Source organism: Chitinophaga filiformis, assembly GCF_023100805.1.
In the GTDB taxonomy this organism is placed as follows: Bacteria; Bacteroidota; Bacteroidia; order Chitinophagales; family Chitinophagaceae; genus Chitinophaga; species Chitinophaga filiformis_B.
Map to the genome: position 1 here is coordinate 6,136,780 of NZ_CP095855.1, position 16,037 is coordinate 6,152,816.

Genomic DNA, 16,037 nt, shown 5'->3' on the forward strand with positions numbered 1-16,037 from the left:
TGCCTGACATCAGTACGCGTAATGAAAGCAAGAACGCCCGCCAGGATAAGGTCTATATTGACGCCGGCCAAAATGACTATGCCGATAGACTGGCGCCCCCCTACTCTATCAGACCTTACGCCTTACTTGCCAAAGCGGCAGTCAGGATTTATCAGGTGTCTATCGGTTCGTATCATTACAACCTATTAAAGATTCAGCATTCTATTTTGAGAAACCCTATAGCCAGTATGGATACATTAGTGAGCGCTACAAAGAACCGGGTCTGGTCAAATAAATTGGTAGCTGGCATTTTGAAACTACAACTGAAGAAAAAAAGCTGATGGCACAAGGCCACCAGCATCCAATTACTCCCATGCATATCGTTGACCATCCAAAATTTCCATTTCGGTGCATATTTCAGCAATTACACTATCCAGCAGTATTGCCTGTCCGGTAGTGCATCTGCCCCAATACGTATGCATGCCATCATAAATAATAACCTCACCGTTATCTTTTAACTTATTCCCAAGCCAGTGTGAAACTATCCACCATTCATATACCTCTGATGGAACTTCTTCGGCGTTATCAAGCTGGTCTATCCGTTCTCTCAGATCTTGTACTTTACTTTCCAACTCTAAAATAATGCGCTCATCCTCGCTTTCATCCTGCAATTCTTGCAAACTTTCCAGTTCCTGCTGGAGTTCCTCCAATAAGTCATCTTTTTCTGCTGCAGTGTAACAATTACCATCAGTATCTTCATAGTGGTATAAATTTTCCAGATCATCATAACTAAATGGTGCTTGATTGTTATCGACAGATGTTTGAAGGATGTATTCAACAATTTGACTAACATTAGCGATAACATTGGCATTTACAAATGCTCCCTTGATCTTTTGATTCTTAATGCTGTTAGCTTCCATAACTAAAAATTTAAATTGTTAAAAAATTAATTCGGAAGCAAGCGCCGGAAATCCCGATAAAGGCAATGAAGCAACGCAATAAATGAAGGCCAGTGCAACGGCCTTCCGTTTATGGCGGAATTTCATTGCCGCTTCAGAAGGGATTTCCGGAACTTTGTGCAGGATTAATTGAAAACCGCCCAGGTCTTTACCTAGACCATATCTGTAGGTTATGGGCAATTCTCCCGCCATTTCAAACAGGAGTGCATCATACCACGATAAGGCACATACTGTTATGTCGCGGGTGAAATCATTTTCGTTTCTTTTGAGTTTTTTTTACCGGAGCAATCAACCTTTTCTTTTTATACATAAGGTCAAATAATTGGGGACATATAGATCTCATATCATTACGATTACCTGTTTGCCAGGCGAATTCAAGCTGGGGGTATTTATTTTGACTGTATGGAAAATCCTTAGGATAACCAAAAGGAAACTCCACTCCGGTCTTTAATTTAAAAGCATATTCAGGCGCATAACGAAATTCTTCAAAACCGTACAATTCACCTTTGGTTTTGACCTCTTTTGTCAAACTGTCTGGCTTGGATAAGGCATCATAGTATACATCCTTTCCTCTGGAGATAAGCCAGGTTTTAAAGTTCATGAAGTTATCGTCCGAAACAAAACGTTTATTCATTATAGTGGCTGCGCACCATAGGTTATCAGTATGTGCCTTGAACAATAGTTCTTCGGTTCGTAAATCAAACTGGCAAATAGCATCTGTAGAATATTCCTGTAAAATGGACACAAGATTTACAAGCTGGGATTGCTGATCAGTTGCATTTACTAGTGATCTGGCAACAATATTCCAATAAGTGTGTTCATCTAGTGGGAAGGCTCTGGCAGTTCTCATTTTAATGAAGTTTGGTAATTGTGTTAGTATAAATCGCAATACAAAATTCAAGTGCTATAAATATGAAAATGGTACTTTTTGGAACCTTGGAAAAGTTAAGCCCAGTGTTGTAAGACAATCAACCTTGAAAAAGGGGAGAGTGATCGTAGGCCGGCCTTGGTGCAATAAACGGCTGGTGCCGCTTGGGACGGGCATGCTTATTGAATTCTATCTATTAAAATACTATTATGGAGCAGATGAGCATGGAAGGGCTGGAAGTGATCTCCATTAATTATGAAGACCCTACCCTTCCGAAGTTGGTTAGGGAGTTTCGTCCCGCTGTATATCTGGATGGTCAGGACTATTGTTGCCTGCTGGGTCCGGATCCCCAGGAGGGCATTTTCGGCTGCGGCCACAACCGCCAGGATGCCATTAACGACTGGATACAACATTTTAATGAACGAATCAGCAAACCGGCTGCCAATGATAAAGTGGCAACAGAAATTATTGATTCACTTTCCATTTCAAAGGGTGATGTATGGTAGTGGCCAAAAAAAGTGCTGGCAAGCGGAAAGTTGCGATGCCGAAAGGCATTGAGCCAATGCTATGTACGCTGATCGCCACACCCATTGACGATCCCGATTACATTTACGAAGTCAAATTCGACGGTTATCGTATCATTTCCTATGTACAAACAGACGACATTCGGCTAGGCAGCCGCGGTGGAAAGGACTATACCAGTAGATATCCGTTGATTGTTGAGGCCTTGCGCAAGATTGGATATCAGGTGGTGTTGGACGGTGAAGTGGTGGTCTTTAATGAGGATGGGGTACCGGATTTTGATGCCTTACAATCCTATAATGGTCACACCACTCCTATTTCGTACTGTCTATTTGATTTACTATGGCTTGATGGTAGGGATTTAATGCAGTTGCCACTTATGGAAAGGAAAGCTAAGCTGAGAGATCTTATTGCCGGCATCGAAGGCCTCGTTTACAGCGAATCTTTCGATGATGGTCCTGGCTTGTATGACCTCATGATTAAAAATGGCATCGAAGGTATCGTCGCCAAACGCAAAGGCAGTAAGTATCTACCCGGCAACCGTGGTTACGACTGGTTGAAGGTGCCAGTTAAAATAAAACAGGAATTTGTGATTGGTGCTTATGCGGAGTCAGACACCAAACGCGCCTTCAAATCCCTGTTATTCGGCGCCTACAATGATGAAAAAAAGCTCGAATGGATCGGACGCTCCGGGGGTGGCTTTAAAGAAAGGGAGATGCCAGCTATTCTCGCAAGGCTCCAACAGCTGGAACAAAAGCGAAGTCCGTTTGTCAACCCGATCCTTGACACAAAGGGGGCCAGGATTCACTATCTAAAGCCTACCCTAGTGGCAAATTTCGAATTCTCAGGATGGACAAAGTCCGGCCGTATCCGCAAGCCCGCCACTTTTCTGGCATTTCGCGAAGATAAAGGTCCCAAGGAGGTGATACGGGAAGTACCCCAACAGGTGCACCGCAACACAACCTCTTCGTCTCGCAAGTCGCCCATACCAGATATTAAACCGATACTGCAGCAGCGCCTGAAACGCGGCAAAGGTGGCGTGGGCAAATATTTAAATAAAGACAGCAATTGGAAAAAGGTAGATGCAGAACAAAAGGGCGCCACATGGATGCCGTTTGAAATGGAGCAGTGCACTATCCAGGTGCATAACATTGAACGCGAGCTATGGGAGGGTATCCCAAAAGCAAAGCTGCTGATCTATTATAATGAAATGGCACCGCTGATGTTACCCTATCTGCGAGACCGTCCTCAATCCTTGCACCTTAAGCTCAAAAACGCGGGCGCATCGCGCGACTTCATAAAGGACATGGAAGACCGGCAGCCAGACTGCGCGACCGTTTTTACCGACATTAGGCGGAACAGGAAAGAAGGAAAACGGGACCAGATTGACTACCTGGTCATTAACAATGCTGAGACACTGATTTACGCCTGCGATCTGGGTATTGTAGATGTAAATCCATGGGCATCCCACTGGCAAACGCCCGATCATCCGGATCAGCTATGGATAGACCTGGATCCCACTTCTGTGGCAGGTAAAACGAGAAGTAATCCGTATCAAAGCGAAGATGAGGGTTTTAAAAAAGCTATCGAGATTGCGCGTGCAGCAAAGGAGGTACTAGATAAAAGGAAAATAAAAGGGTTTCTAAAAACTTCGGGAAAGACAGGCATCCATATCTACCTGCCGTGCACGCAAATAGATTTTACCCAAAGCCGTATAATTGCATCACATCTATGTGATGAAATACATGAACTGGTCCCTGACATCAGCACACGTAACGAAAGTAAAAATGCGCGGGGCAATAAAGTCTATATCGATGCTGGCCAAAATGACTATGCAGATACACTGGCAGCACCCTACTCTATCAGGCCTTACCACCAGCCGTTAATATCCACCCCGCTGGACTGGAAGGAATTGCGCCCCAGTTTAGACCGATGGGCATTCAATATGGAGACAATTCACGCCAGGCTAAGCAAGAAAGGAGATTTATTCAAAGGCGTTCTGGACCGGAAATTAGCCGTCGTTAACACCAGATTGTTGCTCAAACATTATCCCTAGCATATGGCAGTACGACTAGCTTCAAATCGTTAGGCGAATAGTTAAAAGACCGATCAAAATATTTGTCGTGCCCAATACATAAACAATCGCATATAAATCTCAGATCCTTGTTGAATTCGCCTGGTTTCCTTGGTCCCCAATTCACCAACTTACAATATACGTCTCCCACGACGGCATCAGTTGGTGTAGGTTGCCTTTTATCTAATGAAGAAATCCGGAATGCGAAACGGAAAGGTGCCCCTACTAAACTTTCATATCCCTGGGCAATAGCCGATATCGCTTCATAATGTTGCCCCACCTCTAATCTCATGACGCCAAATTACTAATTTTTTTAGCATCTTAATAGAGCAGTACAAACTGGTGATATATTTTGATGCACCTTCTTCTATCACTATAGCTTTTACTTTCCATGAAACAAATGCGTATTCACCAACTGTCCCACCACTTTTGGTAACAAAATTAACTTTCTGTCATACTGGAAGGGCACAACTCCAGCAGACGGTATATCAGTCTATAAAAATCAATACTACGCTTGATGCCTATCACGATCAGGAATTGGAGAGACATTCCAAGGCTTATTGGGAGATGACCTTGTAGCCCTATGTCAATGGCAAATCTGCTATTTCGAGAAGCGTTGAGTCATAAGATACAACGTTGCCTAAACCAATCACTTTATAATCCGAATCTTCAATGCCTTGAGTTGAACCTGTAAACTCCCACATTCCATCATCTTCGTGATGAAACACGTTCAGTATTGGTTCTGCTCTTTGGAATACCCACTTGGTAATAATAACCGCAGTATTTGCTTATTCTTTAAAACGTTTCATTCATGGAATTTGACTGTTAACATCGATGTAATATAAATGTAATCTACATTTGACACGTTCCATCAATAACAAATCTATTTCACAAAATTTATTTGATTTCTATGTTCATCTGAAAGACAAGACTCCTCATAATTCCACTTTCCCTGATCCTCTCCATTCTGTAAAAAGATTTTTATCGGCCGATAATCAACATTTTTACGGATATTAACAGCCAAAAGATTCATTTCTTTTAGCATAGTGGTTTTACATCCAAATGTTTCTTCAAACTCTTTGTTGATCTCTCTACGAAATACTTCGTCTTCTATTACTAATCTGACTGTACTGTTTCCAGAATATTCAATAAACTCATCGAAGTAATACTTATCGTCTCCCTGGTCATATTCGACACTAATAATGTCACTGAGGGAGATATTTTTAGCAATACACGGTATGTTATCAAGAATATAATTCTCACTATCTTTATTACACCACATCGTTTCCGTGTGATATTCGTCACCTTCTAATGCTTGAAGGAAATGTACTTTGATCTGTTCCGTATTCATTGTTGGATTCTATTTGATTTTGCGTTATTACAATCGGGGCGGGGTTATGGAGTACGAGTACTATTCAGGCATCAGGGAATAATAAACTTCGATCCGTCGACGGTCATGGTGGCCCGCGTTTTATTAACCCAGTTGATGAAATTTTTTGTACCATAAATATCTGTTAATATACTTTTATCCTTCACTAGAAACGCCTTCTTAAAGGCTTTAAATATATTGTCTGCCCAGAATAAGAATTCTTCATCCTTTTGGAAAAGGCCATCGCCTTCATAATACCGCGGAACAAAATACAGTCTGCTCCTATGAAGTTCTTTGTCGCTATAAGGATAAAAGCCGCCAATGGAAAATTCAATAGCATTACTTTTTGTTGTGTCTATAGAATATTCCTGCCTGGTATCAAGATATGTAAATATCAGCGTTTCCAGATACTCTGGTCTGCAAAGGCAAACCTGAAATACAAAATCCAGATTTTCTTCCACGTCATAGTAAACGGGTTGCCCCGCATTACGGGTTTTCGTCTTAATAACTTCACAACCCTTATCTGTGAGAAATTTAATCACATCAGCCAGATCTTCTGGTGCTAAAAAGAAATTTACCTGTTTTGATCTCATTTGAATTTGAAAATTAAAATATCAATTATATGCTACAAACCTGGGACGCTGTATACTTGCATTTCGTACATCATCCATAACATTTACTTTCCATAAAACAGCCGTTCCATTTGTGTTTGCCTACCTTGACCTGGTCTTTTGTTTCAGTTTTTCTCTGATCGGTGATTTATTCGATTTTTCGGCTAATAAAGCAGAGATAAAACTGCACGTTACTTAAAGAGAGGGAGGACCTTTTGTGAGTCCCCCTTTTGTCAGAGCTATTTTATACTACTCTTGATGCCTGTCCCGATCAGGAATTGGAGACAATTTCCAAGGATCGCTCGGTGATGATCTTACTGCCCTATGCCCTAACGGTAAGTCTGCTACTTCATAAATTCCGGGATCAATAATAACCAATTCCAATCAGCGTCTTCTACTGCCTGGGTGCCTCCTGTAAATTCCCAAGCTCCATCTTCCTCGTGATGAAACACATTTAATATAGGTTTACCTTTGTTGGTGACAAATCGTGTCATAAACACAAGCGTAATTGGTTTATCGTTAAAAGTCTTCCTTGCTTACGCTTATATGTTTATTTTGTCATGCCAATTCTCTTTCATAAGGACAACCCTAGAATTACTGTTACTATTCGAACCGTCATCTGTCGTTTACTTGATATTGGCAGGAAAGTGATACAGAGAAAAATTCTCTTGTTTTTTTCTCCACAACACCGGCGTCTAAAACCAATGGTGCCTAAAATTTATCCGGACATTTTATCTAAAGAGAACGTGAGGAAGCCTACAATGTAACTTCTTCTCGTTCTCTTTTTTTTAATGTTCTGAATTAAATACTAGTCTCGCGCAGAGTCAAATTGTACTAATAATTCTATCTACAATTACGTCTTCCTTGCCACGATCGTCTCTATGTCAATTATAAGTTCCAAAAATCACCATGTTATCCTTTTTAAAAACCCAATATTTCCAAATGCCATCATCTTCATACGGAAGATAGTCCGTATATGCATAGTGGTCTGTCAATTTTACAGAAAAATCAGTATGTCTGTCAGTTAGGTATTCCTCTAAAAGATCTTTTAAAAAAACCTCTTTATCCTGTGGCGGATAATAAATTGAAAATTGAAGTACACCAATAGAGTTATTACCATCGAACAAAGCAATAATGCCGTCATTATTTTCGACAGTCCAATCATCAGGAAAGGAAAAGCCAAAGTTATTGGTTTTATGTTTATACAGCTGCATGCTGAAAATTATTTAAAACGGAAGGTAGAATTGTTATGGCTTCGATGGTGCCGGTGATACCAACGAAAGGGTCGGTGGATCTTTTCGTTTCATTCTTAGCAAAAAAGAAGGTGCCTCAACAACTTGAGACACGCATTTGTTTTGAGTTCACTTTTTTTATCAGTTATCTATCAGACATTTCTTTTTCACGACATCAAATAGTTCTTTGTTCTTGTAAAATTTACCTTCTTTTTTGTTGAAAAACACTCCACTTATATCAGTACAGTATTCGACGCCCTTATGTTCAAATTCAAATCTTATCACGGCCCTGACATCCATAGATCTCCGCGCAGTTGCAACAAATTTACGCCTATACAAGTTTAATTTAGGAAGCTCACTGTCTTCTAATACAATCGTGTGAAGCGTTTCTTTGAAAGTAGGTCTAAATGCCTCACAAGTAACATTTTCACCTGTCGTAGTCGTAAATTCTTCATATTCTATTACAACCTTCTTAAGTCTTTGGCTGTTTGTTTGCCCATATGAAAAGTTAACGACACAAAAACATGTAACAATCAAAGCAAATATAAAAGTTCTCATTTGTTTGTCTTTCAGCTTAATAAATCAGACAGCTTGGCCATTAACACCTTCATCTGTCCCCAAAAACAGTAGAAATGAAAGCCACCTCAATAACAAAGGAGGCGGCTTCACTTCATCTAACTTATTTTACGTATCAATATATTTTATATTGCTTCAATTATTTCATCGACGACCTTTTCCTCCAGGCCACGCTGTTCTTTATCACAATTATAGGTACCAAAAATGATTGCTTCGTCTTTCCTAATCACCCAGTACTTCATGTACGATCCGTTTTCTTCCAATAGATAATCAGTATAAACATAGTGCTTGCCTTCATGTATATCAAAGTCATTATGATTGTCACTCACAAAATCTATCAACTCATTTTTCAGAGATACAGATCCTGCATCCGGTGGGTAATAGACCGAAAATTGTAACACTCCTAGTGAGTTCACATAATTGTACATTGTTATGAGATTATTCTCGGTCTGATCCAATTCCCAGTCATTAGGAACCAGGAAATTTAAATTTGTGTTTTTATAATTGTAATACTCCATGTCAAAACTTTTAAGCGAAAAAGAATGCAAGCAAATTTCATGTTTCTGCCTTTATAAACCAAGTTAAGGTGTTGGTGGTGTTGGTGGCGTCGGCCGATTTGGTGGATTTGATGATGGAGGATCATAGTAAATTACTCGTCCAGGCTTGCCGGTAGCTCTTTCATACTTTTTTATTTGTGATGCGCCCTTTGCGCGTCCAGACGGCGTATTCGGCTTGTATTCAAGTGGATTTCCACCTGGGGTAACGACATCTGGTACAACTGTTTGCCCAGTAAGGGGATCTATTAATCGTGGTTCCGATTGCCAATTTGGTTTAGCTTTCACTTTGTTAGCGAGCTCTGCATGCTTCAGGCTTCCATATCTCGCTTTGCTTGCTGTAGCCGGATTATTCATTCCCCTCAAGGTGGGGGCTGAAGTTGGCGGAGCTTCTACAGTTGGGGCTGTTGCCGCCGGAGCTTGACCTATTCCTTTTGCAGCCCCTTTCAATGCACCGAGTCCTCTTGATGCGCCTTCCGTCACTAATGCAAGTGACGCTTGTCCTGCTGCTTTACCCACAACTTTCCCAGCACCATAGCTGCCTTCATTTACCACTGTCCGAACATTGTCGATTGCATTATAGGCAGAACTCATAACGCCTAATGGGTCTACTAATCTTATAGCTATATTCCGGACTGTATATTGGCTTTTTAAAGTTTCAATTGGGTGAGTAACCGCATTAACAATACCTGAAAAATAGCCGGTAAAGCCTGCTTTTACGCCCTCTAAAAAACCTGGTCCGCCAGGACCTGGAATATCTCCCAACACATCATTATATTTAACCGGATTGTCATAATTGGAAGCGTATGGACTCCAGTTTTCCATTTCATCTGTCTTCGGATCCATTTGCAGCCACCTTCCGATTTGGGGATCCAATGTCCGGAATTGAGCCTCGTACTCATTAATATCGAGGTCGCCATTGAATTCAATACCGTTGTATTTTTTCCGGTTGGTATAATAGTCATCACCTTTCAGCGCATGACTACTAATGCCAGCCATTGTCAAGCCATACGGATAGTAGTGCGTTTCTTCCAGTAGTGGCCCACTGTTGTGGATGACTGAAAGATTATCGAAATAAACGTCCTGGCCATTCTCGTTATTTACGTATATATAAATGAACCCCGTCCGTTTGATAACGATCTGTCCTGTTGCCAGGGTCTGCAGGATATCCGGGGAATTCTGCACCTGACGTACCGCCGAATTTTCACTAACCAGGTTGAACTGGTCGTCAAAGGCTGCGTAGGTCAGGTATGCTTTAGGCCTGTCCGATAGGTTCTGACTTGGATCATTGTTTTTGACATCGTTGTATAAACTGGATGTCATTGCAGTGATAGGGCTATTAGCACCTGATCCCTGATGTATGCCATCTATCACCCCACTACTATTAAAAGACGATAATAAGGCGTTCAGCATGTCGGTGGCCGTTGCATTGTAACTGGTTGACCCACCACTTTTATAAAATGCTTTTACACCGGCCTGAATTGTATCTCCTGCCATCACACGCAGCACAATCGATGGCCCTATTTTCTGACCATTCTGGGCGTTTAGTTTGGCCACAGAACTATTCAGGCTTGTGGTAGGATCGGCCGGATAACCACTTGGTTTAGCCGAACGAGTATTGTCGATATTACTGAACAGCAGGTTTTCAGTTTGCGTATACTGACTTTCCATTGTAGCCATGTACCTACTTGTGTCCATACTGGTGCCCAATACCATACGGGTATTGCCGATCGGATCACGTACAAAATAATCCAAAGTATACTTCACTTCGCCGTTGCTGTTATGTTCAAGCCGTACGCGGCCTTCATCATGCGTAAACTGCTGAAGGGTATCATTTTGGTAAGTAAACGCATCCATGTAGTCTGTCACCGTCTGTTTGGCCGGGGTTACGGAAACATCATTTACAGTTTTACGAAGGCGTTTACTGTCGGCAGTATACACAAAGCTGATGGTTCCTTTACCGGGGACAGAGATATATTCCGGCAGGTTCAGCTCATTATAGCGAATACTATCAATACCCTTGTTTTTGTCGCGGGTAAGGTTATTATTGGCGTCATACCAATAATCACGAGAGGTATCGTTGGTAGTTTCATTAAAATCGCCTCGCTTACTTCCGGTTTCGTTCTTATAGTCCTTAACGTAGTTTAGCCTATTAGATGATGCGAAATATCCAAACTCAAGACTATCTATGGTCTTTATTACCGGCCCATCGAGCCCTTTCTGAACCATGGAGTTTATATTTCCGTTTTCGTCGTAGCGGAAAGTGGAACTGAAATCGACAAGATTGCTTTGCCATGTAATACCTCCCTGATTCTGCTGGTTAAATGAAGAGCCTGTAAGTCTTCCGCTATTGTCATAGTAAAAGGCCATGGCACGTGCAACACCATCTCCCCTACTCTTCCATTTGGTGCCGCTCATTAGGCCACTGAAGGATTTAACATTAAAACCTTTGTCATAACTATTCACCAGTCCAAACCAGTTAGCAGTACTGCCAGGCGTATTGACAAACGCTTCGTTGATCGTGGTGATATCACCATTCAAGGTATAGCCATAGTCAAAAGTTTCTAGTTGCGTGTTGATACCTGTTACACTTACCTTTTTCTGACTGATTTGGTTTAGTTCATTATAGGTAGTGTACGCTATGGTTCTCTGTGTGGCGGCATCGTTGTTGAACCTTATTTTTACGGAATCGGGTTTGCCTGCCAGGTTCAGGTGATAAAGATATAAGACAGGCTGTGGTGCACTGGCCTGCGCATTTGTGTGCGATACATATTTACTTAATAATGTGCCTTTAAAATTATATAGGGAGCTGGTTACTGTGGTAGCACCGCTGAGATTCTGCTCCACAGTCTGGCTTAGTTTTCGGCGCGGCGTATAGTACAACGTACTGGTGAGCCATTGGTCAGTACCCAACACGCGGTTTTTTATTCCGGTGGCCAAGCTTGTGTTGATAGGATTAAACGAACTATAGGCGTCTGCATTATTATTGCTTAGCGCCAACGGCTTACCGAGATCACTGGTAAGGCCTTGTTGAGCGCCAGGGAAATTATAATCGTCATAATACAGATAGACATTCGGCTTTATGGCGGCTGTATTGATGGCGCTCATAAAGTTGTCAGGCGCGAATGCAAGCGTTTCACCTGTGGCGGCAGCGTTGATCTCCAGTGTAGTGACATCAGTGTCGGAATCAAAACCAGGAAGCAGCGTAATGCTATTTGTGGCCTGATATAAAGGCGAACCATCATGCTGGTCCAATACCAGGTTAATGTTAGGATATGTTTTTGAAATCGTTTGGCTTTGAGTAGAATAATTGTTGATACTATCCTGCAGAACAGCCCTGGTCCCCGGGGACACATAAAAACCGTTCATAATCGGGCGGTTTAAAGCATCAAAGGTGTAAATAGACCATTGCCCTTTGTTTTTCTCCAGGTTCGTGCGACTAAACACTTTCCTTTCCCGACCATCATATACATTCTCAACCGTCACGTACCCCGGTTTGCGGCTTATGATGGGGTTACCATTGTTATCGTAATAATGACTAAAACAAAGTTCATTATAGACAGTGGCATTCAACACCCAATTGCTCTTAATGGCTTCTACGGCTTTTGGCGTGATAATGCACCGCAGTTTATCCATTTCATCATATACATAGTAGGTACAGAGCCAATCTGTATGGTCCTCGCTTATCTGTCCACTATTTTGTCGCTTGCTTAATACAACCCGGCCATCCTTATTGGTATATTTGATAACCTTATTATTATCCTCGTCAGTTGTTTCCGTCACCAGAAGGCTACCAGCTGCATAGGCGGTAGTACTGGTGGGGATATCTGTTTCATTGTACCCTATATCCCATATACGTACAGCTTCGCTTGATCTGTTTGCCCGTATTAAAGTGCGGCTGCCCCGGGCGTTTCCTTCGAAGGATTTACCCGCCTGGCGGCTTTCCAGCACATCACCATCTGGAGAATTATCATAGATCAACCTCTTATAAAAGAAGTTCTCCTTACCGCCAAACATTGCATTATAAAATGCAGGTTGTGCAATAGCCGGGTCTGTTTTGAAGTTACCATCGTTGGTGCTGGCGCCATAGCCTTTATATTCAAGCGACTCACGTCCATAGGGATCATAAAAGTGCAGGGTGATCAAATCCTTGCTGGCTGTGGTTGCCTGTTTGCTTACTATTTGGAGCGATCGTCCAAGTCCATCAAAATATTCCGTTTCCTGCTCAACATCCGCGAAACTTGTTAAAGCAGTAGCTGCCGCTTCGGTAGTTACACCCGCTTTGTTGATGATACGTGTACGGATGTAGTTCATGTTGGTCGTATTGGCGCCGCTGCCATACGCTGGCATAGCAGCTACCGGCTGGGTGGTGCTTACCATCGTTACCGTATCAGGAGCACTGGCCACACCGCTGTTGACCCTTACGATCACGGTATTGGAATAGGTTACTTCCGTTCCGCAAGTCACTTTTCTGCGATACCAGGTGCTTGCCATAATGTTGGAGACAGTAGCGGAGGCGAAATCTGTCCAGTCAAGCTCATTGGCCGATTTCTGCCAGATATAAGTATAACTGCCACCACAGCTACCATTGGTGGCCGGCGCAGCGCTGGCTAAAGTAATAGTGCCGCCGGGCGCCACCGATGATACCGAGGCGGAGATTAACCCACCGGTCAACTGCACCTGCACCAAAGCCGATGCGGAATAAACTGTTACCCCGTTGCTGGTAACCTTCAGCCGATAATAGGTATTAGCGCTTAACTCCCCCGGATCGACAGTCAGCGCATTGCTGTTGGTAATATCCGTCCAGGTAGTGCCATTCGTTGATTTTTGCCAAACATAACTGTAACTGCTACTGCCACCTGCAGGCGCTCCACAACTGACAGGTGTGGCGGCGGTACCCGGCAACACTGTTTGAGCCAGGGGCATAATGGCGCCCACTGTCAATGGCGGGTATACATTGACAAGTGTACTCTGGCTGATAGAGGTTACTCCACCGCTGGTTACCAGGCAGCGGTAATAGGTGTCTTCCGTCAGATTGCCCGCGGCATAGGTACTGGAAGAACTACCCACATTCAGCCAATAACTATTGTCACCGGAAACCTGCCATTGATAGGTATATGTTCCATTTCCCCCTGTCGGTGAAACACTAAGGTTCCCAGGGGCAGTATTATAGTTGATGGAAGGATTATTGGGCGTGATGGCTCCAGCTTTGAGCTGAGGCAGCACATTCACTACCACACTGCCGGATGTAGCAGATACGCCATTGCTGGTAACAATAACGCGGAACCAGGTGTTTGCGGTTAATCCACCGTCATAATCGAGATCCTTATCGGCGAAGCCATCATAATTCGTCCATGTTGAATTGTTCGGTGACGTTTGCCACACATAGCTATACGTCCCGTTGCCGCCCGTTGGATTAGCTGTGAGTGTTGGTACGATAGTATTATAGCTGATCGTTGAACTGGCTGGGGTAATACTGCCTGCCTGCAGGGCTGGATACACATTAATCGTGGCTGTATTACTGTAATTGGTAACACCATTGCTGGTAACCTTTCTGCGGTAATATTTCTTTGCTGTCAGATTGCCCGGCGTGTAATGCTGACCCGTCGCTGTGGGAATATCAGTCCATGTCGCATTATCATCGGAGGATTGCCATACGTAATCATAAACGGGCCCTCCTCCTGAAGGAACGGTACCAGTAAGCTGGCCAGGACTGGTATTGTAATTAATCGTTTTGGAGGCAGGCGAAATAGTGCCTCCTGATGTAAGTAGTGGTGTTACTGTAATGGTCAATACATTACTATATGCGGTAGCCCCATTGCTTTGCGCCGCTCTACGATAATAGGTCGTTGCGGTAAGCGCAGGCGGGCTGTAGTTGATAGCTGTAGCCCCAAAGACACCGGTAAATGTGATATTATCGGGGGAAGACTGCCACTGGTAGCCAACCGTTCCATTGCCTCCGGAAGCGACACTTCCGGTCAGTTGGGCAGGAACATCATTATAATCTATGGTTTGATTACCGGAGATAGTTCCAGGCGATATGGCCGGATACACCTGAATATAAATGGCATTTGTGCCTTTGTTTTCTATGCCACAGGTAACGATCAGCCGGATATACCTGGACACGGTCATGGTGCCAGGATTATAATTCAGGGCATTTGCACCATTAATATTTGTATAATTAACGCCGTCCGCCGATGCCTGCCAGCGATAGGTATAAGAGCTGCTGCAGCCGCCTCCGGAAACTGTAGGACCATTGATGGTGCCTGGCGCCGTACTGTAATTGATAGGCCCAGACACCGGGTTGGTAATGCTACCAACGACAAACTGCGGATATACGGTGATGGTCACTACGTTACTGTACTGTGTTTCCGACCCAATGGATACTTTTCTGCGGAAGTATGTTGTGGCAGTGAGGTTACCAGGTGCATAGCTGGTGGAAGAAGCACCCTGAATATCATTGTAGGTACTTCCATTAGTGCTTTTTTGCCACACGTACACATACGAACCTACTGCACCACCCGTAGCCGTAGTCGATGAGGTGATGGTACCCGGGTTGCCATTATAGACAATTGGGCCTGATACGGGGCTACTGATGGTTCCTGCATCAAGAGGGGCAGTAACCGTAATGGTAATCTCATTGGAGTACATAGAATTGCCATTGGCCGACACCTGTCTTCGGAAGTCGGTCGTAGTGGTCAGTGCCGGCACACTGTACGTCGCATTGGTTGCGGTGGTAATGTTGGTCCAGCTACCCCCGGATACCCTTTGTTGCCAGAGATAGGTGAAGCCACTGCATTCCGGCGCAGTTTCAACAGAAGTTAGCGGCGTAGGTGTATTGCCGGATACCACTTGCTGATTGCCGGTAATATTGATCTGATTAGTTGTTAGGACCACTGGCGCCAGCGTAGTAAAAGAGCCCCCATTTACCGTGAGTGATACCTGGGTAGAAGGTGCATCCGCCGTAAAGGTGACCGTGATGCTGGGCACAGGTGTTCCGCTCTTGCAACTCGAGGTGGTGCCCTGGATACTACCTCCATTTACACACCACTGCGAGTTATCACCCAGGTTGGTTCCGGTAGAGTAATAACCAATCGGAAAACCGGGCAATACGCAACCAGGGCCCTCTATAGTGACAACGCGCTGGCCAATCATTCCCGACAACGGAAAGGGAAAGCTAACGGTTGAAGGAGACGTTTTGGGAACCGCCGCCCAACTCGTGTGTGACAAGGCCACTACTGCGACGAGCAGTAAGAGTAGCCTCCATTTAATATCTTTCATATGGTTTGGCGT

The 16,037-nt window shown here is 43.5% G+C and carries 11 protein-coding genes; 2 read left to right on the forward strand and 9 right to left on the reverse strand.

Annotation, left to right across the window (positions count from 1 at the left end; translation table 11 throughout):
* Positions 1-344: 344 nt before the first annotated feature.
* From MYF79_RS23720 to MYF79_RS23730, 3 genes are read right to left on the reverse strand one after another with little or no spacing between them, the layout of a single operon-like run.
* Positions 345-899 carry a hypothetical protein gene (locus MYF79_RS23720; protein ID WP_247810307.1) on the reverse strand — a complete coding sequence of 185 codons (555 nt, stop codon included), beginning with the start codon at positions 897-899 and terminating at the stop codon, positions 345-347.
* Positions 900-917: 18 nt separating this feature from the next.
* Positions 918-1,130, reverse strand: a complete 213-nt coding sequence (locus MYF79_RS23725) for a hypothetical protein (RefSeq protein ID WP_247810308.1) — start codon at positions 1,128-1,130, stop codon at positions 918-920.
* Positions 1,131-1,188: 58 nt separating this feature from the next.
* Complete coding sequence (locus MYF79_RS23730) at positions 1,189-1,788, reverse strand: DUF4240 domain-containing protein (protein WP_247810309.1); 600 nt, start codon at positions 1,786-1,788, stop codon at positions 1,189-1,191.
* A gap of 227 nt (positions 1,789-2,015) precedes the next feature.
* On the opposite strand from MYF79_RS23730, the gene MYF79_RS23735 reads away from it, so the two are divergent.
* Complete coding sequence (locus MYF79_RS23735) at positions 2,016-2,312, forward strand: hypothetical protein (protein ID WP_247810310.1); 297 nt, start codon at positions 2,016-2,018, stop codon at positions 2,310-2,312.
* Complete coding sequence (gene ligD, locus MYF79_RS23740; RefSeq protein ID WP_247810311.1) at positions 2,306-4,384, forward strand: DNA ligase D; 2,079 nt, start codon at positions 2,306-2,308, stop codon at positions 4,382-4,384. The genes MYF79_RS23735 and ligD overlap by 7 nt, the downstream gene beginning before the upstream one ends.
* A 901-nt stretch (positions 4,385-5,285) precedes the next feature.
* Here ligD and MYF79_RS23745 read toward each other — a convergent pair.
* The 6 genes from MYF79_RS23745 to MYF79_RS23770 all read right to left on the reverse strand — a co-directional run bounded on the left by MYF79_RS23745 (position 5,286) and on the right by MYF79_RS23770 (position 16,025).
* Positions 5,286-5,753 (reverse strand): DUF4265 domain-containing protein, encoded by a 468-nt coding sequence (locus MYF79_RS23745; protein WP_247810312.1) that lies wholly within the window; start codon positions 5,751-5,753, stop codon positions 5,286-5,288.
* A 71-nt stretch (positions 5,754-5,824) separates the two neighbouring features.
* Positions 5,825-6,364 carry a hypothetical protein gene (locus MYF79_RS23750; protein WP_247810313.1) on the reverse strand — a complete coding sequence of 180 codons (540 nt, stop codon included), beginning with the start codon at positions 6,362-6,364 and terminating at the stop codon, positions 5,825-5,827.
* Positions 6,365-7,266: 902 nt separating this feature from the next.
* Positions 7,267-7,596: a hypothetical protein gene (locus MYF79_RS23755; RefSeq protein WP_247810314.1), complete on the reverse strand. Its 330-nt coding sequence runs from the start codon at positions 7,594-7,596 to the stop codon at positions 7,267-7,269.
* Between the two features lie 159 nt (positions 7,597-7,755).
* A complete protein-coding gene (locus tag MYF79_RS23760) occupies positions 7,756-8,172 on the reverse strand; it encodes a hypothetical protein (RefSeq protein ID WP_247810315.1) in 417 nt (138 codons plus the stop codon).
* A gap of 143 nt (positions 8,173-8,315) precedes the next feature.
* Positions 8,316-8,708, reverse strand: a complete 393-nt coding sequence (locus MYF79_RS23765; RefSeq protein WP_247810316.1) for a hypothetical protein — start codon at positions 8,706-8,708, stop codon at positions 8,316-8,318.
* Positions 8,709-8,771: 63 nt separating this feature from the next.
* The gene (locus MYF79_RS23770; RefSeq protein WP_247810317.1) at positions 8,772-16,025 is read right to left on the reverse strand and encodes a DUF6443 domain-containing protein; all 7,254 of its coding nucleotides are present in this window, start codon (positions 16,023-16,025) and stop codon (positions 8,772-8,774) included.
* Between the last annotated feature and the right edge of the window lie 12 nt (positions 16,026-16,037).

What these genes read in the sequence shown, in the direction of transcription:
- ligD (WP_247810311.1), top strand. Translation starts at nt 2,306, where the DNA reads ATGGTAGTGGCCAAAAAAAGTGCTGGCAAGCGGAAAGTTGCGATGCCG.
- MYF79_RS23755 (WP_247810314.1), bottom strand. Translation starts at nt 7,596, where the DNA reads ATGCAGCTGTATAAACATAAAACCAATAACTTTGGCTTTTCCTTTCCT.
- MYF79_RS23730 (WP_247810309.1), bottom strand. Translation starts at nt 1,788, where the DNA reads ATGAGAACTGCCAGAGCCTTCCCACTAGATGAACACACTTATTGGAAT.
- MYF79_RS23765 (WP_247810316.1), bottom strand. Translation starts at nt 8,708, where the DNA reads ATGGAGTATTACAATTATAAAAACACAAATTTAAATTTCCTGGTTCCT.
- MYF79_RS23720 (WP_247810307.1), bottom strand. Translation starts at nt 899, where the DNA reads ATGGAAGCTAACAGCATTAAGAATCAAAAGATCAAGGGAGCATTTGTA.
- MYF79_RS23735 (WP_247810310.1), top strand. Translation starts at nt 2,016, where the DNA reads ATGGAGCAGATGAGCATGGAAGGGCTGGAAGTGATCTCCATTAATTAT.
- MYF79_RS23770 (WP_247810317.1), bottom strand. Translation starts at nt 16,025, where the DNA reads ATGAAAGATATTAAATGGAGGCTACTCTTACTGCTCGTCGCAGTAGTG.
- MYF79_RS23745 (WP_247810312.1), bottom strand. Translation starts at nt 5,753, where the DNA reads ATGAATACGGAACAGATCAAAGTACATTTCCTTCAAGCATTAGAAGGT.
- MYF79_RS23760 (WP_247810315.1), bottom strand. Translation starts at nt 8,172, where the DNA reads ATGAGAACTTTTATATTTGCTTTGATTGTTACATGTTTTTGTGTCGTT.
- MYF79_RS23725 (WP_247810308.1), bottom strand. Translation starts at nt 1,130, where the DNA reads ATGGCGGGAGAATTGCCCATAACCTACAGATATGGTCTAGGTAAAGAC.
- MYF79_RS23750 (WP_247810313.1), bottom strand. Translation starts at nt 6,364, where the DNA reads ATGAGATCAAAACAGGTAAATTTCTTTTTAGCACCAGAAGATCTGGCT.